Genomic DNA, 24590 nt, shown 5'->3' on the forward strand with positions numbered 1-24590 from the left:
ACTTCCACGGAAGTTATTTGAGGAAACGGAGTGAGAAAAATTTGAGCAAAAAAATTGAACTCATACATATCAAGCCCTGGGAACGTGACCAGTATCCGGATTTTAAATCTAAAACAGAGCTAAAGAAACAGAAATTGATGCCGGGCTATCATGTGAAACCAAGAGCTATTGTAGAATGGAAAAAATATGAGGATTATTACCTTTATGACAGGAACAAAACCGTTCCATATCACGAATCACAGAGAGAAAAGAAGAGGAAGAGGATGGAAAAGAAAAAGCGGGACGAAGCACGAACTTGTAAAGGCTGTGGGACGAAATTTCATTCTTATTTGCTTCGCCACAAGGGAGTACCATTTCGGCAAGCAGAACGATTGTGTGCAGATTGCTATTTTAAAACATTTCAGAAATACAAAAAAGGAATCGTGTATGATTTAGAGACCACTGGGGTAAATCCATGGAAGGATGAACCGTTGTCTATGTGCATTATGGATCTGCAGGGAAAAGTAATTTTTGAACATTACTTTAGGCCGGAGCATACAAAATCCTGGCCAGATGCGGCAGCGATTCATGGAATTACACCAGAAAAGGTGGCAAATGAATCTCCGATGTCCTTCTATCGGGATCAGATTCAGAAAATTTTCGATGCTTCAGATATTTTGATTACCTATAACGGGATTAACTTTGATGATTCATTTTTAGAAGCTGCGGGCATCAAGCTCCCAGAAGTAATGCAATTTGATGTGATGCGTGAGTATGCCTGGCTGATACATGATTGGGATGAATATCATCAGGGGTGGCGTTGGTGGAGACTGATTGATTGTGCAGCGTATTATGGCTATGAGTTTTCGGCTCATGATGCAGCCGAAGATGTAAAAGCAACGCTATATTGTTACAAGAAGATGGTTTTTGGGGAGAACTAAGCTGGCTGTTATGTTCCGAAATTCGGAACAGGAAGGAGAAAACATGAGGAAAATAGAACCGGCAAAAGCTGTAGCAGAACCCCTGTTTCAGATGGCTGGTAAAGAAAAGTACAGAATAAGAAGGAGAAGAGAGGAACAAGAAAAGAGGATAAGTTCCGAATTTCGGAACAAGTGGAAGGGCTTGAAAATATTTTCGATAGGTGAGAACAAAAGAAAGGATGGAATGATGGAAAAACAAAGCAACTCCCGAGGAACATGGAAAATGCGAATGTGGACGTTTTTGAAATTGGTGAACTGGATTTGCAAAAAGTATTGCGGATTTGTTGCAGCAACGGGATGTGTTTTCGGAACCATTGTGCTGTACGTGTTGGCAACAGAAGCTTCAGTTCAGATATCCATAGCTCAGAAAGACTATGAAATGTTATTGCCAGGGACATTTACTATAGGTGCTGCAATCTATATTTTATTTATGACAGGATATAGGGAAATTTGTTGTAGGAACAAGTTTTCAGTAGAGGTTCCCTTCTTGGAGAGTTTTTATTTGCTCCTAATTGTAGTATTGTTTATGAAATTTCATCTGTGGAAGGATCTGTATACGATTGCTGGTTATGCGGTGCTTTTCCTGTTCGTTTTTTCAGGCGTGGAAACAGTACTACAGACCCAAAAAACTAAGGGAGAAAATGCAAAACCTGATGATTACAAGGAAAATTAAGTTTGTTCCGAAATTCGGAACATCGCAAATAACAGGAGGGATATGATTCGAGAATATCTGAACAAGTATGATTTCTAACTCTTAGAAATGCTGGCTTTGAAAGACTTGAATAATCCATATGCTTTGGATAAAATAGTGGTAGAATTATCAAGAAAAAAGGAGACGGTTTTATGTCATACTATGTATCTGGCTACTATCAGGAAAAAGCAATTTTGAAAAAGGAAGGACAGCTGTTTTTCCTAAAATGCGAGGAAGCGGATGCACCGACTGGTACAATGGTGCAAGGAAACACGGCCAGATTGATAACGGAACTTCCAGAAAAGGAACAACAGGAAATTCGTCAGATTTATGCGAGTTAAGAAAGGAAAAAGAAGATGATTCAAGATAAATTCTCAATGGAGCAACAAGACAATATTTTTTATGCAAAGCGAAACATTGTAGATAGTATTTATTCCCAGTCAAAATTAGAAGGAATTGCGGTTACCTTTCCAGATACACAGGAAATCTATGAGGGACGTAGCGTTGCCGGATTAAGTGTGGAGGATATCGTAAAAGTAAATAACCTAAAACATGGATGGGAATTTTTGTTTGATACAGTAGATTATCCATTAGATTTGCGTTATGTGCGTCAATTAAACAAAGAAATTGGTGTAGGAATCGTAACAAATGCTGGGGATTTGAGAAATTCAGATGTCAGTATTGGTGGAACATCTTGGAAGCCAGAGATTCCAATTTATGAAAAAATAGAATCGGAGATTCAGGCGATTATGAATGCGGATCTGTCCGTGACTGAAAGAGCGATTACGATCATGCTTTATATCATGCGTTCCCAGATGTTTTTTGATGGAAATAAGCGGACGGCGCAGCTTGCAGCCAATCAGATCATGATTCAAGGCGGTGCAGGTGTTCTCCGTATTCCGGTAGAGTGTCAGAAGGAATTTTTCGCAAAGCTGATTGGATATTATGAAACAGGGGATATGAGAGAAGTGAAACGCTTTGTTTATGATACATCCATTGATGGATTTGTAAAGAAACAGACAGAACAACCGGAAATATCTGCAGAGATGTTCCGAAAAGCGGTTCAGGAAAAACGGTTCCGGAAGTAAAGTTTGCGGACTCAGGGTAACCTAAAGTAACGTAAAGTAACCTAGAAAGCACCTTACAAAGGTGATATACTAAAATTGGAAAAAAGGAGATCACAGGATGGAATCGGATTCAATTTTTCATAATCCCTATATAGAAAAACTGTTATCCGCAGAAATAAGGCTTTGGGAAATTCCCAAAGAGGAATTGCGAGGGTCTATGGCATGGGAAATTTATCTGTCGGCCTTCCGGGCGGACAGAGCATTGTCGAAGTCCCATTATGAAACGGATTTATGTTTATTAAAAGAAGAAATAGAACAGGCGAGAAAAACAACAGATTTTAGTTTTACACATTGTCTGGAACGGTTGTATGAAGATAAGAGGTCAGAGTATGAACTGGTGTATCGATTAAAGAAGGATCCTATGTTAGAAATAAAGCCGACATCCAGAAAGGTCAGTATTTTTCAATATCTGCGGATGAAAAAACGGCTTTAAGGCGGACGCAGGGTAACCTAAAGTAACGTAAAGTAACCTAGAAAGCACCTTGCAAAGGTGGTATACTAAAATTAGAAAAGTATAGAAAAGGAGCGAAGAGGAATGAAAGAAATGTGGAAAAAATACAAACGACAGATCCAGATTGGTGGGGGAATCTGTTTGATCGCAGCATTGGGGATCGGCGGATATGTAGCAGCGAATCAGGATACCACTGTGCAGACAAAGGTAGAGACAAAACAGGAGGCAAAGTCCTCCAATCAGAAGATTGCAAAAACGAATTCGAAAGATACAGCTTCTGCGAAGAAAACGGATCCGAAACAGGATACTGGAAAAAAGGAAGAAACCAAGTCTGAAAAGACAGGGGAAAAAGAGGAAACCATAGCAAAAAAGTCAGAAAATTCTGACAATAAGAAATCTACAGAAAAGGCGGATAAGAAAGAATCGGTAAAAGCAGAGAAAGAAACAGGAAAAACAGAATCTTCTTCCAAATCGGAGCAGAAACCGAGTCAACCGGGATCCAAACCAGAACAGAAGCCCAACAAACCACAGACGAAGCCGAGTCAGCCGGAATCTAAGCCGGAACAAAAACCGAGTAAGCCGGAACAGAAGCCGAGCCAGCCAGAGTCGAAACCAGAAAAACCACAGCATACCCACACCTGGCAGGAGAAGACCCATACAGTCAATCATCCGGAAGTGGGACATAACGAGCAGTATGTGGTAAAAGAAGCCTGGACAGAGACAGTCACAGAAGATGTCTATGATCCATGGGAGTGCTGCAACGTCTGCGGAGCGGACTGTACAGCGGATCCATCCGGCCACATGAAACAGCACGCCTTAGCAGGAGAAGGTGGAGGACGCCATACAGAGTATTACAAAACAGTGACGAGAACGGTGGAACATCCGGCAGAGTATGGAACACGCTATGTAGTCGATACCCCAGCCTGGACAGAGACTGTCAGTGATGGATTTTTCTGTACTGGATGTGGAGCAAAGAAATAGCAGGGAGGAGTACATATGGCAGAGAAAGAGCGAATGCAGCCATTCTGGTATCAGGGGAATCTGATTGATCCCAATGAAGAACTGCCGTTTCCCTTAGAGCAGCTGGAAGCGGAGAATGCCTGGAATGACATGTGGGAGGCTATGACAGAAGAGGAACAGGATGCATATATCCGAGCAGAGTTTTGGGAAGGCAAATAAACAAAAGACAGGAAAGAAAAAGGACATTCGAAAGAGTGTTCTTTTTTTGCGCCCATTTTGAAGGGAGGGAGCAAAAATGAGACGATATCGGAACCGAATCCGGATTGCGGATTCTTCCTAACAGGAACTATTGCAGGAAGAACAAAAAGAAAAAAGGAGGGAAACTTGCATGAAAAAATGGAAACGGATCCTGTCTGCAGTTCTGGCGGTCTTGCTGCTGTCAGGAAGTATGCCTGTATGGGCGGCAGAGACAGTGGATCCAGACGAACAGGCAGGAGACATCCAGGAACTCAAAGAAAAGCTGGAAGGACTGATCCCCGAAGAAGAGCTTGGGAAGTATACAAAAAAGGAACCAATCGGAGAGGCACGTGTAGAAGGGGAAACACAGGATCGGAGCAGCTTTTTTTCGGCAGTGGGATCACAGGCAACGATCCGGCCGGGGACACCCCATGCTTACGGCTCCTGGAATACAACGGAATTTAGTGTACAGACGGAAACGGGTACCCATTTGGGATACTGTGCAGAACCAAACAGTCCCACTCCATCAGGCGTATTTCAGGTCTCAAAATTAGAGAATGACCTGATTAAGGCAATGCTGTTGGTCTCCATAGGTGGACCGGCATATGATGTCAGCAAGCCCTATTTTGAATCACCATCTGTGCAGGCGCACATTCCGGATATTTACGGATGCTGTCATGCTGTGATTGGCTACCTGTATGGCGGATATACCACAGGACTGAATTACAACCAGCTGGCATGGGTGTATAACATTTCCGTGGAACTGAAAGAACGGTGGGTAAAGGTTGTCCGAGATCGTGGTCTGATGGATCAGTATACCGCTTATGTTGCGTATAACGATAAACAGGATATTGTGTGGATTGAAAAAGATCAGAAAGGCAGTTTAAACCTTAAAAAAGAGTCGGCTAACCCGGAGATGACAGATGGAAACAGTTGTTATAGTAAGGAGGGTGCAATCTATGGTGTTTATAAAGAGCAGGCTTGCACCACAAAGATTGCAGATTTGACCACCGATGCGCAGGGAAACTCCAATACTGTGGAAGTGGATGCCGGTACCTATTTTGTCAAAGAGATCAAGGCTCCCAAAGGGTTTGTCCTGGATAAAAAAGTACATCCGGTGATGGTCACAGCCGGACGGACTTCTATTATGAAAGTCAAGGATATTCCAACGTTGGATCCAGTTGGTGTGCTTTTAGGAAAAATCGACAAAGAAACCAACCAGAATAAACCACAGGGAAGTGCTTCATTGGAAGGTGCAGAGTTTACAGTGAAATATTATCAGACAATTTCTGATAGTGATCCAGGGCAGGCAGGACAGTCGCCGGAGCGCACTTGGGTGTTCCGAACAGATAAAGATGGATTTTGTGAATACAACACACAATATTTAGTCTCAGGAGGCGAACTGTACTTAGCACCGTCTGGAGTTCCGTCTTTACCATTGGGAACAATCACAATTCAGGAAACAAAAGCTCCAGAAGGATATTTGCTGAACTCGGAAATTTATGTAGTCAAGATTACCAGTAACAATGACGGCAGTGAGTTTGTGTATACTTACAATCAACCCAAAATTCCAGAAACCTTGCTGACACTGGATATCGTGAAAGTCTTAAGAGGCAAAGATACGCCAATCTCAGGCGTGGTATTCCTACACACGGATTCCAAAGGAAACCAGGAGGAAGTGACAACGGATGACAAGGGACAGGCCGTGTTGAAGGGGCTGACCCGTGGCACCCATACCATTCAGGAGAAAAGCGTACCGGATGGATATACCAAAAATCCAGGTGTTTTGAAGTTTTCGGTGGATGAAAACAACAAGATCACGCTGCTGGAAAATACGGCAACAGACAAAACCGGAACCATGAAATTTACGGTTCGTGAGGATGGAACGGCACAGCTTTCTGTAGAGGATGTATTAGCCCCCTATGAGCTGATCGTCCACAAGGTCAATGATCATGCAAAAGTACTGGAAGGGGCAGAATTTACCCTCTATAAAGACGAGGAGTGCAAGCAGGAATTGCAGAAAGCGACCAGTGGAAAAGATGGAATCCTGCGGTTTCAAGATCTGGAAGTGGAAACGAAGTATTATCTGAAAGAGACCAAAGCACCGGAGGGTTACCGGATCCCGGTGAATTCGGACGGCACGGATATCGTGTATGAAATCTACACCAAAAGTGATCCGCAAAAAGATCTCTTTGAATACTATGTGAATGGAAAGAAGTATACGGATACAACCGGGGATTTTGCCATTACCGGAACGAAAGCAGAACGGGAAGTGCATCTAAAAGTAGTAAATTTTGTGGGAATGCAGATGCCGGAAACCGGAAGCCCTTGGACATTGGGAATCGTTTTGGTGGGAATCGGCTGTCTGATAGTGGCAGGATACTTTATGAAGAGAAAGGGGAAACAGGAAGATGAAGAGAAATAAAGTGTGGATGTTCGCAACACTCTTAGCATTGGGTGGAATCAGTGTAAGTACCGTAGGGGCTCCGCTGTTGACAGTACAGGCTGCAGAAGAAGCAACCGTGGCAGCAAAGGAATATAACACCCAGGGCGGAATTGCCAACATGGGAAGCGGCACGGCAAACATTACCATCAAGGGAAATGCAGGCCAGACGCTGGTAGGGAAGAAATTCCATGTGTACAAGCTGTTCCTGGCGCAGAATGCACAGGGCATGGAATCCATCAATTACACCTTCAATCCAGCCTACGAACAGGCATTAAAGAATGTGGCAGCAAAGGCACTGTCTGTTCCAGTGGATGATGTGACAGAATATATGGTAATCGATTACATCCAGTCTCTGAACTCCTACAAAGTGGAAGGAGCGCAGACGGAACAGGAACTGGAAGGACGCTACAGCAAGTTTCGGTATTTCGTAGAGGATTTACGAGATGAAATCGAAAAACAGGGTGTGCAGTCCGAGGTGGTAAATGTAAAGGATGTAAAAGCTGACAATTCTGTCCAGCTGACAGGCTTAGCGTTCGGCTATTATCTGGTGGATGAAATTACGGATGTGGAAGGGACACACTCTGCAGGATCTCTTTGTATGGTGAGTACAGCAAACCCAACGGCAGAAATGCAGATCAAATCCGATTATCCAAGTGTGATCAAAAAAATCCAGGAGGATGATCTGCCCCAGAACATTCCGGATAAAAACGGGTGGAATGACATTGGGGACTATGAGATCGGTCAGACCGTTCCTTACAAATACGAGTCCAACATTCCAAACATGAACGGATACAAGACCTATTACTACGCATGGCATGACAAGATGGACAAAGCCCTGACATTCCAGCCGGAAAGTGTGAAGATCACCATTTCCGATGAAAAGGGGAAAAGCTACACTTTGAAAAAAGGGGAATTTACTGTGAACACCAATTCAGGAGGGGAAGATACTTTCCAGGTGGTTGTCCAGGATATCAAAGCAATCGTGGACAGACAGTTCCCGAATTTTAATGCGAAACAGGAAAATACCTATGGACAGAAAGTGACGCTGACTTACGAGGCAACGTTGAATGATCTGGCGGCCAACGATACGGGACGTCCAGGATTCGAAAATGACGTGCGTCTGGAATTCTCCAACGATGCAGATTCCAACGGAGACGGGAAAACAGGATTTACCCCATGGGATACGGTCGTCTGCTTCACCTATCGGATTGACATTGTGAAAACCAATGACCATGACAAGGTGCTGCAGGGTGCACATTTCCGGTTATACAGTGACAAAGACTGTAAAAACGAAGTCTACGTGAAACAGGGGGATACAGGCTATCATGTGATCAACCGGGATTCTGCCGGAGGTACGGATCACACAGGTGGCAGCCAACCACAGGATGCGGTGGAGATGGTATCCGGAGCGGATGGACAGGTGATCCTCATCGGTCTGGATCAGGGAACGTATTGGCTGAAAGAGACCAAAGCCCCGGACGGATACCGGTTGTTAAAAGACCCCATCGAGATCAAGATCATCCCAACCTATACGGATGACCGAAACAATTACATCAAGGGTCAGGGAGCCACTGCAGAAACCTTGAAGGAGCTGCAGGCAACGGCACATATCAAGAGCTTCTATGACGGGGCAACGGAAGAAAATGACCTGCAGCTGGAAACCGATCCGGAACAGGGAAATGCGAACCTGACCGTTGTCAACAAAGTGGGAAGCAAACTTCCGGTTACCGGTACTCCGGCAATGGCAATCCTCCTGGTAACAGGAGCCGGGCTGATGGCAGTGGCAGTTACAAAAGCAAGAAAGAAGGAATAAGGAATGCGGAAACGATGGGGAATCTGGGTGTTGTTTGTACTTGGATTCCTTTGTTGCTGTCTGCCCCTTCTGGCACATCTGTACAGTCAGAAAGAGCAGGAAAAGGTGATTGCAACCTATCAGAAGACCATCCGGGAACAGAAACGGGATGTAAAAGAACTACGGAAACAGGCAGAACATTACAACAGCATCCTCTACCAGACCAATGGGGCAGCCTTATCTGGGGAGGATGCACTTCTTTTGGGGGATGCGTCTTACGCATCCCTGCTAGATACGACCGGGACAGGGGTCATGGGAAGTCTGGATATCCCAAAAATCGGAGTGGAACTTCCAATCTATCATGGAACGAGTGAAGAAGTATTATCGAAAGGGATCGGGCATCTGCAGGGAAGCAGCCTTCCGGTGGGAGGGGAATCTACCCATAGCATTTTAACCGGACATCGGGGACTTCCCCAGTCGAAGCTTCTGACCAGGCTGGATGAATTGGAAAAAGGGGATTACTTCTTCTTCCATGTGTTGGACGAAACCCTGGCCTATCAGGTGACAGAGATCCAGGTGGTAAAGCCCGAAGAAGTCTCTGTATTAAAGATTCAGGAAGGGCAGGATCTGGCATCGATCATTACCTGTACTCCTTACGGGTTAAACACACACCGCCTGATCGTAACTGGAAAGCGGGTGCCTTATGAGGCAAAACAAGCAAACAGCATGGGAGAAGAACTGCCCTCTGCAAGGGAATTGGTGTTTACCCTGTTGCCGTTTGCGTTCTTATTATTATTCCTCCTGTATATCTGGAGAGAAAGGAGACGGACAATCAATGAAGCGAAATATGATGACAAGATTTAGTGCCGGATGTCTGGCACTGCTATTGACCTTTGGGAGCGTCTGCAGTGTGCAGGCAGCTCAGGAACCAGCAGAACCGAATACCGGGCAAAGTCCAGAGCAGACGGTACAGATGGGAAGCGTGACCGTCCAACTGACACCGGGAAAAGAGGGAACCAGCGTAGCGGATGTGGAGTTTTTCCTGACGAAAGTAGGGGAGATCCAGGACAGCACCTATACGCTGCTTCCGGAATATGAATCCACAAAGATCGATTTGAATACGCTGACCACTGCAGAGCAGTTGGAAAGTGCAGCAAAGAAGTTGGCAGAGACCGCCAAACAGGAGCCGGGTAAAAAAACGGATGGAACCGGACAGGTGGTGTTTGAAAAACAGGAGCTGGGAGTGTATCTTTTAACGGCCAAAGACCAGCCGGGGTACGACCTGGTATCCCCGACCCTCTTAAGCATCCCTACCATGGAAACAGACGAAACCTTACATTACGACATCAAAGTGGAACCGAAGCACACCCCGAGACCAGCCGAGCATACGGCACCCCAGACCGGACTGTTTGATGCCACCATTTGGTATGTAGAAGGGGGAGTCCTCCTTCTGGTGCTTGCCGGGGGACTGGTAATTGCAGCAAAACGACATGAGAAAAAGTAAGGGACTTTTGGGATTGGTCTTTTTGTTAGTGCTGCTGGGTGTGGGCTGCTTTTATCTGGCATACCGGGAACAGAAACCATTCCAAGAAATCAAGGTGAAAGGGGAAGCGCTGCAGAAACTGGTGGTACAAGAGACTGTCAGCCAGGAGGCAGATCCCATGGAACGTACCATTGATTTTGCAGCACTGCAGCGCATCAATCCGGAAATCGTGGGATGGCTGTATGTACCCCAGATCGGGGTAGACAGCCCCATCCTGACGGGACAGACAGATACGGAATACCTGACCAAAGATTTTGAAGGGGCATACAGCCCACTGGGGAGTATTTTTACCTTTGCAGGAGCCAGGCTTTCGGACAGTCAGGTGTATCTGTTTGCCCACAACATGGCTTCCGGACAGATGTTCGGGAGCCTGAAACAATTCACGAACGATGCGTTTCTGGCAGCAAATCCGCAAGCCTATCTGTATACACCGGAGCGTGTCCGGAAACTGCAGGTGGAAGACTGGACGTATCTGCAGGCGGATGATCCCTGCTTTTCCAGTCGGGAAAGTCAGGAGACTGCCAGAGTCACGCTTGTGACCTGTGTGGGATATTTTCAGACCCCAAAGCGGCTGGCAGTGAATACAAAGGTAGTGGAAGAACGCACTGCCTTTTAGAAAGGAGTGCGAATCCATGAAGAAACGAAATAAGATGTTGCTGATAACCAGCATGGTTCTGGCTGCCTGTGGCAGCCTTTGTCTGGGACGTTCCCTGACGACTCTACCCGGAAAGGAATGCCCCCAAACAGAACAGGTGGAAGAATCCGAAACAAAGGATCCGGATTTCGAAGAAACCCAGGAACCCAAAAAGGAGGAGGAACCGGTTGTACCGGCACAAACAGTGCCGGTTCCTAAGACCGGGGATTCCTGGTGGTAAAAAAAGAAAAGGAGAGGTTGATGGAAATGGAGAAAACAATGGGAGTTCCAAAGCCGGAGGGATCTGGAACCGAACAGTATCTGGAAGAGATGCAGCGCATTTTTGCGGCAAGGGAAGAGACCTACCAGAAGCGGAAACAAGAGTATGAACAGAAAAGCCAGGAACTGCAGAAGATTCAGACCGAGCTTGGAAGACAATACCAAAGCCTGGAAGGACAGAAACAGGAGCTGGCATCTGCCCAACAGAAGCTGGCAGAACAGAAAGTGGCACACAGGGAAGAACAGGAAGAGCTGCAGCGTGAAAAACAGGACTTTGAACAGACTAAGAAGCTCTATGAAGGACAGCAACAGGAACTGCTGATGAAGAGCCGACTGGAACTGGAACAGCTGCGCAATGAGCGGATGGAAGCGGAAGATCTGAAACGGGAGTATGAATATAAGATCGGCCAACAGGAATGCGGAATCCCACCGTCCCTTCCGGATTTGTCCGCATATGTGCCGAAATTGGAATACGAGGCAGTGAAACAGGAACGGGATACTCTGTTCCAAGAAAAGACGCAATTGCGGGAGGAGAACCAACACCTGGCTATCCAGTTGGAGCAGAAAGAGCTTCTGTTGAAACAATTGGGGGAGGAGAGAACCTCCTTGCTGAAAAAGCTGCTGGAATCCAAACAGGAACCGCCACAGGAACCAGAAAAAGAGAGGGAAGTGCTGCCGGAGGTGGAAACCGAACTGGATTCAGCGGAAGTAATCCCGGAAGAGATGAATGCAGCCGAAGAGAATGAATGGAGACAGCGACCTTTGCGGGTTTCCGTAAAAGAACAGGAGATTACCAGAGAGGAATTGACTGCAACGGTCTTACAGCGGTATCTGCAGAACAACCATCCGGAGTTTGAGCAGCTGGAAATCCGGCATTCGGAGCAGGGCGAACAGATTCATGGGGAAGTGGGAAAACTGTCCTATGCCTTTTTGTTTTTCGAAGACTTGATCCAGTTTGACATTTCTGCAAAACGCAAAGGTGGAAAGGAACTGGAAGAGAAATTAGAGCGGATCGGGAAAAAGGTGCCGGGTGTACAGTTCCAATATTCCAAGGGTGAGGGGCGTGTGTATGCCAGCGGCTTTTTGACCAAAGATCTGACACCAGAACAGGCCATGAAACAGGTCTTTGAGATTGCGGATTATTTCCGGGAATAAAAACGGAATGTTCCGAATTTCGGAACAGGAAAGGAGAATCAATGTTTTATAGTATCATCGGGATTGCCCTGCTTCTGTTATCAGCAGTGACCATTGCATGTATGGTGGTGTTTGAAGTCCGAGACCATAAAGTAGGGAAGCCCCTTCCTGGGAAAAGAAAATTCCAAAAGCCGTATTCCCAGGCGTTTCTGGATGCCGTTCCCAGAGCCTATGAATCTGCCGGTACATTACGGGGGATGCTGACGCTTTTGGTGGAGCAGTGTCCCAAAGAAAATGGACGGGCAAAAGCAGCCCTGGATTACCTGGAACACAGTCGGTACCGGGACTATGAAACGGCACTGGCTTATCTGTCAGATTCCAGTGCTGTTTGTGAAAAACAAATCAGGGAGGTGTTAAAGCGGGAAATTCAAAAGACAACCGCATTAACTTGTCACTAAGCACGGATGGTTCGTGCTTTTTTTGTACTCAAAATGAAAGAGATGTTCCGGATTTCGGAACAGGAAAAGGAGATTGTTATGAGAAGAAGTAATTGGAAATCTAAACTGGTCGTTGTGATCGCAGTGGTCATTGGAATTTTATGTGGATTAGCTGCCGCTTATGTTGTGAATCAGAAATTTGGTGCCGCTTATATTGGACTGGCATTTTTTATTACCATGCCATTGGTGGCAGGAATCTTAATGTTTTTGATGATCCGTGTGTTTCGCATTGGAGAGTAGGAGGAAAAAATGATGAAACAAAACAAGATGCAGAATGAAAGAACAAACCAGAGGAAACTAGTGAACCCAACAAAAAAGGAATGGCGATGGCACGTGGCACAGTTCGGTGTGGGCTGCCTCCTCTTATTTTTTGCAGGAAACGTTCCGGTGTTTGCGGCGGGAAATGTGGACACATCCCAGATCACCGGAGGATTTGATGCGATTTATCAGGTAATCGCAGCGATTGTATCTTCGACCGGTACCATCTTTCTGTTGTGGGGACTGTTCGAGTGGGCGCAGTCCCTCAATACACAGGATGGTGGGGCACAGTCCATTGCATTTAAACGAATCGGAAGTGGTCTGGTAGCAACCCTGGCACCACAGATCATTGCGGTCATCCGGACAGGACTGCCAAGCTAGGAGGTGATGGCAAATGCCAGGATGGGTAGAAGACCTGTTGAAGGAAATGTTCTATGGCCCGTTTTATCAGCTGGCAAAAGTCGTCTGGGATTGGTGCATCGGATTGAGCACGGGGGTCATTAGTCAAGACCCCCAGCACTTTTCCCCGGCCACTTGGAAATTTGTAACAGATACTCTGTATCCCTGGGCAATGGGAATCGGTTTATCCATGATGAATGTATTTTTCATCTGCGTATTTCTAAAAGCAGCCTCCAACTTAAAAGAAAATATCACGTTGGAACTGTGTATCGAAGGGATGATCCGGCTGGTGGCCTTAAATGTGTTGATGCAGATGGGAATGCAGTTGATGAAGACCCTGTTTTCCATGGCATCCCTGATGGGAGGAATGGTATTGGATTTCCAGGCACCAGATTTTTTCACCGGCGAAGTGGATGCCGGAAGTGTTCTGTTCTGGTGGTTCATGGGATTTTTATATTTCTTTATCGCACTGATCTGTGGAATGCTGATCTTTTTGACTCTGTTCAGCCGTTATGTCAAGCTGTATCTTTTGACCGTGACCTTCCCACTGGCCATGCCGAGTATGGTGTCCGGACGTGGGATTGATGAAACGGCGAAGAGCTGGGTGAGAAGTTTTTTAGGAAATGTGTTTGAGATCGTGGTGATCGCTCTGGTGATGTCGATCTCCGGGCGGATCATCGGAGGCATGGATATCCAGGGGGACAGCTTTGCAGATTTCTTTGACGGATTTGGGCAGGCACTGACCTCTACGATCTATATGATCGGAATGGCAGTGTCGGTACGGGGTGCAAGGAGCTTTATGAAAGAGACCTTCCACTTATAAACAACTTGTTCCGAAATTCGGAACGGAAAGGAGTAGAAAGAAAGGATATGAAAATCGATATCAACAAAGATTTTGAAACGGCATATCAGCAATCCATCTGGAAAGGGCTGGATCTGAAACAGCTGATTACGGTAGGCTGCTTTTTGCCGACGGTGATCGGGATTATGGTTGCCCTTTGGTATTTTTTAAACGTTCCGCCGCAGGGAGGCGTTTACATTGGAATTCTGGCAGCACTGCCGATCCCGTTTTTGGGACTGTTCAAATACCGGGGAATGTCTATCCCGATGTTATGCAAAGAATGGAAGTATCTACAGAAAACAAAGAAACTTTGTGGGGAAACAGAAACTGAAGCCGGTCAGAAACACCGAGTATTTACCATGCATCCATCGAGAAAGGAGCGATAAAAAGAAATGGCAATTTTTAATGGAAATAAGGAATTTTCCAAGAAAAGGGAGCTGTCCCAGCCTTTGGTTCCAGTACCCAAGAACGTGCGTCAGGCATTCAACATCCATAAAGCCTATGCAAACGGGGTGTTCCAGTTGGAAACCAAGAAAAAGGATACACTGTATGATCGGTGCTATGTATTTGAAGATATCAATTACATTAACAAGAACCGGACGGAGAAGAAGAACTTTCTGTCAGAACTGATGTTCTGGCTCAATTCCATGGATGCGTCTTATAAGATCACATTGTGTAATGAATATCAGTCGGTAGAAAAGTTTCTGGCATCGATCCGGAATGAACGCAATGAGAGGGAATATCCAGACATTGCAAAAGGGATCCGGCAGTGGCAGGAATCGAAACTGGCGGATGCCAACTCCACGGTACGGACACTCCGGTACCTGACCATTACCTGCAGGGCAGACAGTCTGGCGCAGGCGAACATCTATTTCCGGGCATTGGAGCCCATGATCGAGGATGCCTTTGCAGGATGGGGCAGTGACATTGCTGTGTTGGGAACCCTGGATCGGTTCCGGGTGCTCCATGGGATGCTGCGTCCCGGGGAAGAATTTCCACAGGTTGTGCTTCGGGAAACCCTGCAGGACTGGAAAAGTGACATACTGCCACGGAGCATCCAGCAGTTTAATGATTATATAATCCTGGGAGATACCATGGTGACGGTTCTGACGGCGACCCAGTATCGGAAATCTCTGGATACGGACACCTTTTTACATACCTTAAGCAGCCTTCCTTATCCGTCTTTTGTGACGCTGGACTTTGCTCCGGTACAGCAGGAGGTCATCAATGACAAGCTGGTAGCGATGCATATGAACAATGAGCGGGAGATCAATGACGAGATCGAGCAGAAGCGGCAGGCAGGGCAGATCGTGACCTCCCCTTCTTATACCAAAAAGAAACGGCGGGATGAGATTGAGGAATACATTGAAATGGTAGATGCCAACGATGAGAAAGGGGTCTTTTTAAACCTTCTGGTGGTGTTGACGGCTCCGGTGAAGGAAGGCGTGGAGCTGTTGCAAGAGCGGATGGAAGAGGTCTGCGCCATCGGACGTTCTGATAAAGTGGGCGCCTTTTTGGAGCCTTGTGATTTTCGACAACTGAAAGCCTTAAATACGGCACTTCCAATCGGTGGGAGACAGGTGGATTATATGCGGTTCTTTCTCACCTCTTCTTTGGTGACATTTAATCCCTATCATGCCCAGGATATCCTGGAGCCGGGCGGAAAGATGCTGGGGATCAATAAAACAACGGGACGATATCTCATTGCCAACCGGAAACTCCTTCCAAACCCTCACGGGATCATTGTGGGATATTCCGGTTCTGGAAAATCCATGCTGATCAAGCTGACCGAGATTTCCCAGACTTTGCTTGGAAGCGAAGATGACATCATTGTGTTAGACCCACAGAATGAATTTGAAGATATCTGCAGGGAATATCAGGGGGTGTATTTTGACCTGACTCCCAAAAGCGGAATCTACCTCAATGGATTTGAAGTGACCCAGGAAGTCTTTTCCGGCAGTAAAGAGCTGAAAGCGGAATTTGTGGCCAAACAGTGTGAGTATGCCAAAGGACTGGTGCAGGCGATCATGAAAAATATCCTGGTCACCCAGGAGCACGATTCCGTGGTGAGCCGTTGTACGGAGCAGATGTTTGCCCAGGTCTTTGCCCAGAAGCGGTTAAAGAAACAGCCCACCTTACTCTGGCTGCGGGAAGAGATTGGAAAGGAACTGGAACAGGTACGGCACGCTCACGATGAAGCCATCATCCGTCCCATCTACAACTCCCTGGAAGAGTATACCACGGGCTCCTGTGACATGCTGGCACATCCGACCAATATCGAATTCCAGAACCGTCTGGTGGGATTTGGGATGTGCAACGTGCCGGAAAACAACTGGGAAGCTGTCATGGATACGGTGCTGCATTATCTGTCTACCCGGATGGACTATAACAAAAAATTACAGAGAGCCACGCACTTAGTGGTAGATGAAGCGCAGGTAGTTTCCGAAAAACCGGGATCCGCAGAGATGCTCAACAATGCGGTCATCACCTTCCGAAAGTTCGGAGGAATCGTCACCCTTGCGATGCAGAACGTAGTGGCAGCTTTGGCCAACAAAAAGATGGTAGAACTGTTCCAGAACTGCTCCTATAAATGTTTCCTGGATCAGGGGGGTGTGGATGCCCAAAGTCTGGCAGAAATCCAGCCGTTATCTGAACGGGAATTCCGTGCCTTGGGAACGGGAAAACCGGGAGAGGGGGTCATCGTCTGGAATAAAAAAGTGGTGCTGTTTAATGCCCGGATTGAGAAAGACAACATCTTATACGAAAAGTATTCCACCAACTTCCATGAAAAAGCGCAGCGGAAGGAACGTGATTCTGCTAGGAGCACTTCCCCTGTGAGAAAAGAAAACGTGACGAAATCAGAGGAAGAACCGGAACGTTGGGAGGAACGGGTGCCCCTGCAGGTGGCGTATAAACCGGAACCGGAGATGCCTCAGAACTGGCAGGAAGAAAAGACCGATGTGCTGCAACAGGGATGGGGAGAACAAGAGTGGGAGACCGTGCTACAGCTGGCAGCGTTTGCACCCATCCGGCTGGGAGATGTGACTGCTTTGTTGGAGATCGCCCCGGAGGAAGCACAGAGGCTGTTGGATGCCATGCTTCAAGCAGGTGCTCTGGAAGAGAAAGAGGGCTGGTATCAGATTGCGAAGTAGGTGAAATCAATGAGATTGAATGAAACAAAACGAAAACAAAGAACGTCCCAGGAAGAAGTTCTGGCAGAGTTGTTTGCAGAGGCAGAATTGCAGGGCTCTGTCCGGAAGAAGAAAAACTGGGATGCCTGGCTGGACCAGGAAGAGGAGCAACAGAGTGAAAAAGAACTGCAGGTGTATCTGGAGGAATATAGCGATCCTACCTTGTATCTGACTCCAAAAGAAGTGAAAGCATGGAACCGGATGCCAAAGTCCAAACAGAAACGACTTCTGGAGAAAGAATCCAGACAGGTATTGCAGGCATGGAAAGTAGGAGAGCGGAAGGGATCTGCTGGTGGCGGAAGGAAAGCGGATTCCATGGAAGAGCTGGTCTTTTTGCAGGGAAGAGGAACACAAAGAGGCACAAGATCAGGGACACCGTTACATGGGATTTGGAAGCCAGAAAAGGTACGAAAAAAGGGCTTCGGGGAGGAGAGACCAACCGCTCCCCACAATCCCCAGAGACACAGTTCCCCGGGTGCCAGACAGACACATTCAAAAACCGGAAAACAAGCGGCTGCAGGAGTGCAGAGTGCGGCATCTTCTGTTGCGGGTAGCGCATCCACGGTTACTCCAGCTACACTGGCCGCCAGAACTGCAAAGAAAACAGCACAAACCTTTAAAAACTATGTCCAGGAAGTGAATCAGGCAGCCCAGCAAGCAATCGGGGAAGAACGGGCAAAACTGGAAGACACCAAACAGCAGAATGCGCAGGTTGGAGATCTGCCGTCCTTTGTAAAATATGTGGGGGCAACGATTGGAAGTGTAGTACTGGCAGGTGCGGCAATGGTACTGCAGCTTGCAGCGGCACTTTTGACCGCGCTTGTGACCATGCTGGCCTTTCTTTTGGTGGCGGTATTGGCAATCTCTCTGATTGTCAGTGTGATCATGTCCCTGATCGGTGGGTTTTTAGACCAACAGCCGGCCACCGGACATGGACTGCCGCCCTTTATTACCGAAGATATGATGGAAGCATTTTTTGCTGTGCAGGAAGAAAGTGGGATTCCGGTCTCTACCGGAGTCGCACAGGTGATTGCGGAATCCGGATTTGGGTTATATGGGCCAGGAGGAGACAATGGGCAGGGACTCTCCCAGCTGGCGTACGAGTATAAAAATCTGTTTGGGATCAAGTATTTTTCCGGAGACAAATATGCCATTGGCGGTGTGGATATGTCTACGGGCGAGGAAACCGGAAATGGGAATACCACCATCATTGCCGGGTTCTCCGTGTATCCGGATTATGGAGCCTGTATCCGGCAGCGAGGGTGGATGTTAAACCGAGAACCTTATGCAGGGAAAGTTGCCCCTTATCGGAACCACAATGACAAGAAGTATACCAAAGAAGCCGCCAGGGGATTTATGAATGGAATCCGTGCGGCGGGCTGGGCAACGGATAGTTCTTATGTGGAAAAATGTGTGCAGCACATGGACAATTATAACCTCTATCGGTTCGATAACATGACTTATGAAGAGTACCAAAAAAGCGGAGGGGGAAACTACGATGGAACGGTGACGCCACTGATGCAGAGCATCGTGGATCATGCCGCTAATAATCAGGGAATTTACCCTTGTACTCCGGATATGTGCGCTCAGTGGGTGACGGGAATTTATCAGGCTGCAGGAGCACCAACAATCCCTTATGGGAATGCCATCGATATGTGGAACAACTATAAAAATACGGGCAATACCAGCATGGAAAACATTCCGCCGGGAGCCATTGTGTGTGGCAGTGGATACGGAACTATGGGCAGCATATATGGACATGTCGGGATCTATCTTGGGAATGGAATGGTGGCCAATAACCGGGGCTATTTTTCCGTGGAAAGTCTGGAAGAATGGTGCAGTTGGCAGACCGCAACCTGTCAGGGACATACGGGGTGGATCGGCTGGGTGTTCCCAGGTGGAGTTCCGGCAAATTAGAACAAAAAGAAAGGAAAAATCAATATGAACAAAGTAGTTTTAATGGGGAGACTGACACGGGATCCGGAAGTACGATATTCTCAGGGAGAGCCGGCAACTGCGGTGGCAAGATATACTCTGGCAGTGGAGCGAAGATTCCAACGGGAAGGAGCGCAGACGGCAGATTTTATTCCCTGTGTGGTTTTCGGAAAATCCGCAGAATTTGCCGAGAAATATTTCCGTCAGGGACTACGGATTTCGGTTTCCGGAAGGATCCAGACCGGCAGTTATACGAATAAAGATGGGATCAAGGTTTATACCACAGAAGTGGTAGTAGAAGAGCAGGAATTTGCCGAAAGCAAGTCAGAACAGGGACGGGGAAATCAGGGGGCAATGGGAGCACCGGACGCTGATGGTTTCCAGAATATCCCGGATGGAATCGAGGAAGAATTACCATTCCATTAAAAGCAAGAAAGGAGCCAAACAGCATTGAAAAAAAGAATCATAATTGTGATTGCAGCCATGGTGATTCTGTGTGGCATTTTGACAGGGATCGGTATCATTTTGTCCGATCAGAAACCTGAGAAACAATCGGAAGAGAAACCAGAAAAAGTAGAACAGGAATTGGAGATCAAACCAAAAGAAACACAGGAAAATACGAAGCAGGAAATGGAAGAAAGAGAGCTGGAAAGTGAACCAGAAAAACAAGAGGAAGAACCACTTTCTATGGATCTTTCCGGATTAAACGAAGATGCACTTTCTATGATGGGAATTTCCAAAAAAGAAGTGGCAGATGCACTGAGAACTTGGACACAGGAACATGGATTTTCCAGTGCCACAGGAGCACAGTTTTTGGAGCCGATGCTGGTACGATTTTCAGAAGAAAAATACACTATGGATTGCCAGCTTATTTTTGCAGATGGCGGAAATGGAATTCAGCCGGAGGATGTACAAACAAAACTGACGATGGACTATTTTAAAGAGAAAAAGTTGCTGCAGATTCATAAATAAAATCAGGAAAAAAGAGGTGAAGATTTTGGAGATGATTGGGAGAAGATTGGAAGCAGAGTTGGAACTTTTTATCATGGATTGTCATGCGCTTAGTAAGGATGGAATCATTTCAAAATCGGAAGAGATTGTGATGAAAAGAAAGATTTACAAAAGTCTCAGATGGCTGCTGAAACAGGAGCCGGATCAGTGCCAGATTTTGTTGTATACAGGACACATTTTGGAAAATGCGTACCGCTTTATACAGGATCAAAAAGAAGAGGAAGAGCCCTTGGAATTGGCTCTGAAAAAATGGATGTGGGCCATTGAAAATGGAACATGCAGCACATGACAGATGCAAGAAATGAAAGGGGAAGCATCTGAGAAAGCCTGGGAAATCAAGAGGAGTATTTTACATATTTTATTTTTATATATTATTCAGGGGTCTTAGGGGTGTTCCCCTAACAAGATGGCATGATGTTTGTTAAACATTATGCGTATCTTGCCAATTCTCCTCTCGGAGAATTGCGTACAGATAGGGGCAATTTTGATGGAAAAACAGGGTTTTGACGGACAAAAAGTAGGATTTGCTATACAAATGTTAGCAGAAAGTTATACAGTTGGTACCATGTGCTATACAGATGTTAGCAGAAAGCTATACAGTTGGTACCATGTGCTATACAGATGTTAGCAGAAAGCTATACAGTTGGTACCACATGCTATACAAATGTTAGCAGGAAGCTATACAGTTGGTACCATGTGCTATACAAATGTTAGCAGGAAGCTATACAGTTGGTACTACATGCTATACAAATGCTACCGGCAAACTATGTTGGGGTAACCTAAAGTAACCTAGATATTCAAATTCAGAAGTAGTAAAATAGAATTAGAAAAGTTTGTAGTAGGGAGGAAAAACATGGCTAAAATACAACGAGCATTCCGATTATCTCAAGAAGCGATTGATGTGATTGATCAAAGAGACCGACAGCGATATCCAACAGGACAGGGATTGGTTGAAGCACTGCTGTTAAATCAGGAAGAAAAGAGCGAGCCAACAATAGAAACTGTGTTGGAAGAATTAAAAAAATTGAATGAAAAAATAGAAAAAATTCTTTCTGAACAATTGCAAGAAAAGTCAGAAAGTAACGAAAAAAAAGAAATACCGAAGATGTATGGAGGACTCCCCTATACACCACCGCCGTCTGATATTATTTAGCGTAGAACATCCGTAAAGTGGGTGTTCTTTTTTTGCACTGAAAACAAGGAAAAGGAGAAGAAAAATGAGCATACAGGAACAATTAGAAAAGGTACAAAGTGATCTGCAGAAAATTGAAGAACGAAGAAAAGAATTGCAGCAAAAAGAGAAAGAACTGCTGACCAAAATGGAACTGGAAGAAGCAAGGGCTGCAGCAAAAAAGAATGAGGAAATCCGAAAGATTGTAGAAGAAAATTATGGGGAAGTAGATGGTTCTAATTTAGAAATATTTCGCCGTGTGATGCAGGAACAATCCGGGCAGATGAAACAACGAAAAGAACATTTGAAACAGAATTAAACGGGTGTGATCAAAGTGAAAAGAAGTATCTTTGTTGGAGTCCGATTCCAACCGGAAGAATATGAATTTCTCTGTGAAAAAGCAGAGAAAGATCCGGAAACACGGATGCGGACAGGAAGCAAAAACCTGTCTGCTTATGTCCGGAAAAAAACACTGCAGGAATCCGGATATCAGAAGGAGCTGCAGATCCAAAAGGAACTAAAAGAACTGGTGTATCAGTTCCGAAAAATCGGAACGAATATCAATCAGGCAACGAAGCAATTACATATCGGATATGAACCGGCGGCTGCGGCAGATCGGCTGGAGAAAAATATGAAACTGTTAGAACAGCAATTCGAAAAAATGAAAGAGGAATTGAAACAAACGTATGGCAATCACGAAGATATTAAACATTAAATCACAATCCAACCTTTACAATGCAATTGATTACATTATGAAGCCGGAAAAAACGAAAGAGCAGTTATGGGTCGGTGGAAATTCCGGTAGTACGACACAAGAGGTGTATCGTACCATGATGGACACCAAACAGGCATGGGGAAAGCTGGATGGAAGGAAAGGATACCATATCATCATCAGTTGGAAACCGGGAGAATGTACGGAGGAAAAAGCCTATCAGATCATCCAGGAATTCTGCCAGGAATATCTGGGAGAGAACTATGATTATGTGTTTGGAATTCATACCGATCGAAAACATTGCCATGGTCATATTGTGTTCAATTCAGTGAATCGAGTCACTGGTTATAAATATCGTTATGAACGTGGGGACTGGGAAAAATTTATGCAGCCGATCACGGACAAGCTTTGTGTGAAATATGGACTTCCCAAACTGGAATATGAAAAAGGAAACCGGAAAGGAGTCTCATACGGAGAATGGAAAGATCAAGGAAAAAGCAGTTGGAAAAATCTGATCCGTGCAGATATTGATTATGCAATCTCTCTTTCGGAATCGTACGAAGAATTTTTAGAACAGATGCGATCCATGCATTATCAGATCCAGGAAGGAACGTCCCGGGAAGAGGGGGCGATTTTATCCTTGAAACTGCCTGGACAAGGACGGGCTTGCCGTACTAAAAAGAAAACATTGGGAGAAGCCTATACGGTGGCTGCCATCCGGGAGCGGATCGGAAAAGAATGGAGATCCTATCCGGTACCAAAGCCTCCAAGGCTGCAACGCTGCCAGATGCATTTCGGACGGAAAAACATCCGGGGGATCTCCGGATATCAAGCCAGTCATGTCCGAGACATTTACCAGATCCAGAACCGCTATGCCCGTGGAAATATTTATGCGATCAATCAGGGCAGTATGCGGAAACATTTAACAGAGATTGAGAAGCTGCGGGCAGACTGCAGATATTTATTAACCATGGATATCCGAAGCAGAGAGGCGCTGGAACAAAGAGAGCGGGAAGTGCTGAAAGAGGAAAAACGATTAAAGCAGCAAAGTAGCTTGAAATGGAACATGCAGGAGGACGAAGGGTATCGAAGATATCAGAAACTGGAACAAGAGCTGGGGCAGATTCCGGTATGGGATGACCGGTTTGAAGCAGTCCTGGATGAAATGGAAGAATTGCAGGAGCAGTTGCCAAAAGGGATGGAGCTGATGAAAGATGCCAAAGAGCAGTTACAAAAACTGCGGGAAGAAAAGCGGCTGATCCGTCAGATCAAACGGATGGATCAGGAACACCTGGCAACTTATGAATTTGCACATCCAATTCAGAGGAAGAATCCGGAACAGACACGTTCCGAAATTCGGAACAGAAAGAAAGGAGACAGACAGTGGAAGCCCAGGCTATAACAGAAGTAGAAATTAAAGAACAGCAATTGGTGATCGCACAATGGATGCAAGTCCCGGAAGAGATTATTGGCATTCTGAATCAGGAGTTGCCCTGGCGCATCCGGGAATGGGTCTATTTGTGCGCTTTGGATCAGATGCCCGCAGAGATTTTAGAAAAAATGCCTACATGGGAGTTAGAAAAAATCCAAAGAGAGCGGATGGAATTCCTGCAGAAAAAATTTCAGGATATCGATTTATTGGAACGGGCAATGAAAGAAAATCAGGATCGGCTGGAAATCCTGGCTGCCAATAGTGAGCGGCTGACTACAGTTGTACAGGACGGACTGGAAAAGGTACTCCAGGATTTGACCAAAGAGAAAGAAGAACTGAAGCAAAAGTCAGAACAGTTGTTACAGGAAAAACGGGAGTTGGAATTTCAGCTGCAGCAAATGAAGCAGCGTTTAACCAAAGAACAGGAGAACCGACAGAGTGCCGAGGGAAATGCCCGGATCTTAAGCGAAAAAGCAGACACCTATCACAGGGAGCTCTTACAGTTTCAGAAAGCAGAAAAAAGGCAGGTGCCAAAGGAAACGATTCCAACCGTGGAACCGGAAAAAGGGTACTGGAAGAATCGCAGATACCAGAAAATGGCGAAAGAACAAGAGGAGCAGCGAAAAAAAGAGATGGAGACATTTATCAAAGAAGTCATGGACAACTCTGAGTTTACCGAAGAGCAGAGTGATTATCTTTTAACCTGTCTGGAAAGAGGGGACAAGGTGGAGGATGTGCTATATTTGGCAAAACCAAGTCTGTCCGTGGAGCATATGGAACGGATGCGGAAGATGGAACAGAAGCGGCGCATGGAAGCAACCAGCCAGAAAACACAAAAGAAACGGTACTTTTGGGAACGGGAAAAGCACTAAAGCAGGAGCGTTCCGAAT

At 46.0% G+C, this 24590-nt stretch carries 29 protein-coding genes; all 29 read left to right on the forward strand.

Annotation, left to right across the window (positions count from 1 at the left end; all coding sequences use genetic code 11):
- Positions 1-41 precede the first annotated feature (41 nt).
- The 29 genes from FXV78_RS07970 (at position 42) to FXV78_RS08115 (ending at position 24572) form a co-directional block, all read left to right on the forward strand.
- Positions 42-920, forward strand: a complete 879-nt coding sequence (locus FXV78_RS07970; protein WP_050785338.1) for a 3'-5' exonuclease — start codon at positions 42-44, stop codon at positions 918-920.
- Between the two features lie 43 nt (positions 921-963).
- Positions 964-1632, forward strand: coding sequence for a hypothetical protein (locus FXV78_RS07975; RefSeq protein ID WP_039959777.1), 669 nt, complete (start codon positions 964-966; stop codon positions 1630-1632).
- Positions 1633-1802: 170 nt separating this feature from the next.
- Positions 1803-1991, forward strand: coding sequence for a hypothetical protein (locus FXV78_RS07980; RefSeq protein WP_004843217.1), 189 nt, complete (start codon positions 1803-1805; stop codon positions 1989-1991).
- 15 nt (positions 1992-2006) lie between these two features.
- Positions 2007-2738: a Fic family protein gene (locus tag FXV78_RS07985; protein WP_004843216.1), complete on the forward strand. Its 732-nt coding sequence runs from the start codon at positions 2007-2009 to the stop codon at positions 2736-2738.
- A 97-nt stretch (positions 2739-2835) separates the two neighbouring features.
- Entirely contained in the window at positions 2836-3210 is a 375-nt protein-coding gene (locus tag FXV78_RS07990) for a hypothetical protein (protein WP_004843215.1), read from the forward strand.
- A gap of 102 nt (positions 3211-3312) precedes the next feature.
- Complete coding sequence (locus FXV78_RS17865; RefSeq protein WP_004843214.1) at positions 3313-4209, forward strand: hypothetical protein; 897 nt, start codon at positions 3313-3315, stop codon at positions 4207-4209.
- A 15-nt stretch (positions 4210-4224) separates the two neighbouring features.
- Complete coding sequence (locus tag FXV78_RS08005) at positions 4225-4407, forward strand: hypothetical protein (RefSeq protein ID WP_004843213.1); 183 nt, start codon at positions 4225-4227, stop codon at positions 4405-4407.
- 169 nt (positions 4408-4576) lie between these two features.
- A complete protein-coding gene (locus tag FXV78_RS08010; protein WP_050785337.1) occupies positions 4577-6850 on the forward strand; it encodes an MSCRAMM family protein in 2274 nt (757 codons plus the stop codon).
- On the forward strand, positions 6837-8684 hold the full coding sequence (locus FXV78_RS08015) for an isopeptide-forming domain-containing fimbrial protein (RefSeq protein ID WP_004843211.1): 1848 nt from the start codon (positions 6837-6839) through the stop codon (positions 8682-8684). Before FXV78_RS08010 ends, FXV78_RS08015 begins: the two co-directional genes overlap by 14 nt.
- Before the next feature lie 3 nt (positions 8685-8687).
- On the forward strand, positions 8688-9527 hold the full coding sequence (locus FXV78_RS08020; RefSeq protein WP_004843210.1) for a class C sortase: 840 nt from the start codon (positions 8688-8690) through the stop codon (positions 9525-9527).
- Entirely contained in the window at positions 9499-10167 is a 669-nt protein-coding gene (locus FXV78_RS08025) for an isopeptide-forming domain-containing protein (protein WP_050785336.1), read from the forward strand. The genes FXV78_RS08020 and FXV78_RS08025 overlap by 29 nt, the downstream gene beginning before the upstream one ends.
- On the forward strand, positions 10154-10822 hold the full coding sequence (locus tag FXV78_RS08030; RefSeq protein WP_004843208.1) for a class B sortase: 669 nt from the start codon (positions 10154-10156) through the stop codon (positions 10820-10822). The genes FXV78_RS08025 and FXV78_RS08030 overlap by 14 nt, the downstream gene beginning before the upstream one ends.
- 16 nt (positions 10823-10838) lie before the next feature.
- The gene (locus FXV78_RS08035; RefSeq protein ID WP_004843207.1) at positions 10839-11081 is read left to right on the forward strand and encodes a hypothetical protein; all 243 of its coding nucleotides are present in this window, start codon (positions 10839-10841) and stop codon (positions 11079-11081) included.
- A gap of 20 nt (positions 11082-11101) precedes the next feature.
- Positions 11102-12274, forward strand: a complete 1173-nt coding sequence (locus FXV78_RS08040; RefSeq protein ID WP_039959774.1) for a coiled-coil domain-containing protein — start codon at positions 11102-11104, stop codon at positions 12272-12274.
- Between the two features lie 41 nt (positions 12275-12315).
- Complete coding sequence (locus FXV78_RS08045) at positions 12316-12711, forward strand: hypothetical protein (protein WP_004843205.1); 396 nt, start codon at positions 12316-12318, stop codon at positions 12709-12711.
- Between the two features lie 78 nt (positions 12712-12789).
- The gene (locus tag FXV78_RS08050) at positions 12790-12990 is read left to right on the forward strand and encodes a hypothetical protein (protein WP_131588778.1); all 201 of its coding nucleotides are present in this window, start codon (positions 12790-12792) and stop codon (positions 12988-12990) included.
- Positions 12991-13002: 12 nt separating this feature from the next.
- A complete protein-coding gene (locus FXV78_RS08055) occupies positions 13003-13389 on the forward strand; it encodes a hypothetical protein (protein WP_039959772.1) in 387 nt (128 codons plus the stop codon).
- Positions 13390-13402: 13 nt separating this feature from the next.
- On the forward strand, positions 13403-14230 hold the full coding sequence (locus FXV78_RS08060; protein ID WP_004843202.1) for a hypothetical protein: 828 nt from the start codon (positions 13403-13405) through the stop codon (positions 14228-14230).
- 47 nt (positions 14231-14277) lie between these two features.
- The gene (locus FXV78_RS08065) at positions 14278-14634 is read left to right on the forward strand and encodes a PrgI family protein (protein ID WP_004843201.1); all 357 of its coding nucleotides are present in this window, start codon (positions 14278-14280) and stop codon (positions 14632-14634) included.
- Between the two features lie 6 nt (positions 14635-14640).
- Positions 14641-17400: a VirB4-like conjugal transfer ATPase, CD1110 family gene (locus FXV78_RS08070; RefSeq protein ID WP_004843200.1), complete on the forward strand. Its 2760-nt coding sequence runs from the start codon at positions 14641-14643 to the stop codon at positions 17398-17400.
- Between the two features lie 9 nt (positions 17401-17409).
- On the forward strand, positions 17410-19356 hold the full coding sequence (locus FXV78_RS08075; RefSeq protein WP_039959768.1) for a glucosaminidase domain-containing protein: 1947 nt from the start codon (positions 17410-17412) through the stop codon (positions 19354-19356).
- A 24-nt stretch (positions 19357-19380) separates the two neighbouring features.
- Positions 19381-19800: a single-stranded DNA-binding protein gene (locus FXV78_RS08080; protein WP_004843198.1), complete on the forward strand. Its 420-nt coding sequence runs from the start codon at positions 19381-19383 to the stop codon at positions 19798-19800.
- A gap of 24 nt (positions 19801-19824) precedes the next feature.
- Positions 19825-20346 carry a hypothetical protein gene (locus FXV78_RS08085; protein WP_004843197.1) on the forward strand — a complete coding sequence of 174 codons (522 nt, stop codon included), beginning with the start codon at positions 19825-19827 and terminating at the stop codon, positions 20344-20346.
- 25 nt (positions 20347-20371) lie between these two features.
- Positions 20372-20674, forward strand: a complete 303-nt coding sequence (locus FXV78_RS08090) for a hypothetical protein (RefSeq protein ID WP_131588777.1) — start codon at positions 20372-20374, stop codon at positions 20672-20674.
- Between the two features lie 564 nt (positions 20675-21238).
- Entirely contained in the window at positions 21239-21538 is a 300-nt protein-coding gene (locus tag FXV78_RS08095; RefSeq protein ID WP_004843194.1) for a hypothetical protein, read from the forward strand.
- Positions 21539-21602: 64 nt separating this feature from the next.
- Complete coding sequence (locus FXV78_RS08100; protein ID WP_004843193.1) at positions 21603-21875, forward strand: hypothetical protein; 273 nt, start codon at positions 21603-21605, stop codon at positions 21873-21875.
- Between the two features lie 15 nt (positions 21876-21890).
- On the forward strand, positions 21891-22271 hold the full coding sequence (locus FXV78_RS08105) for a MobC family plasmid mobilization relaxosome protein (RefSeq protein ID WP_131588776.1): 381 nt from the start codon (positions 21891-21893) through the stop codon (positions 22269-22271).
- The gene (locus tag FXV78_RS08110; protein ID WP_004843191.1) at positions 22243-23670 is read left to right on the forward strand and encodes a relaxase/mobilization nuclease domain-containing protein; all 1428 of its coding nucleotides are present in this window, start codon (positions 22243-22245) and stop codon (positions 23668-23670) included. Before FXV78_RS08105 ends, FXV78_RS08110 begins: the two co-directional genes overlap by 29 nt.
- Entirely contained in the window at positions 23652-24572 is a 921-nt protein-coding gene (locus tag FXV78_RS08115) for a hypothetical protein (RefSeq protein WP_004843190.1), read from the forward strand. The genes FXV78_RS08110 and FXV78_RS08115 overlap by 19 nt, the downstream gene beginning before the upstream one ends.
- Positions 24573-24590: the final 18 nt, after the last annotated feature.

The organism is Mediterraneibacter gnavus ATCC 29149 (assembly GCF_008121495.1).
Classification (GTDB): Bacteria; Bacillota; Clostridia; order Lachnospirales; family Lachnospiraceae; genus Mediterraneibacter; species Mediterraneibacter gnavus.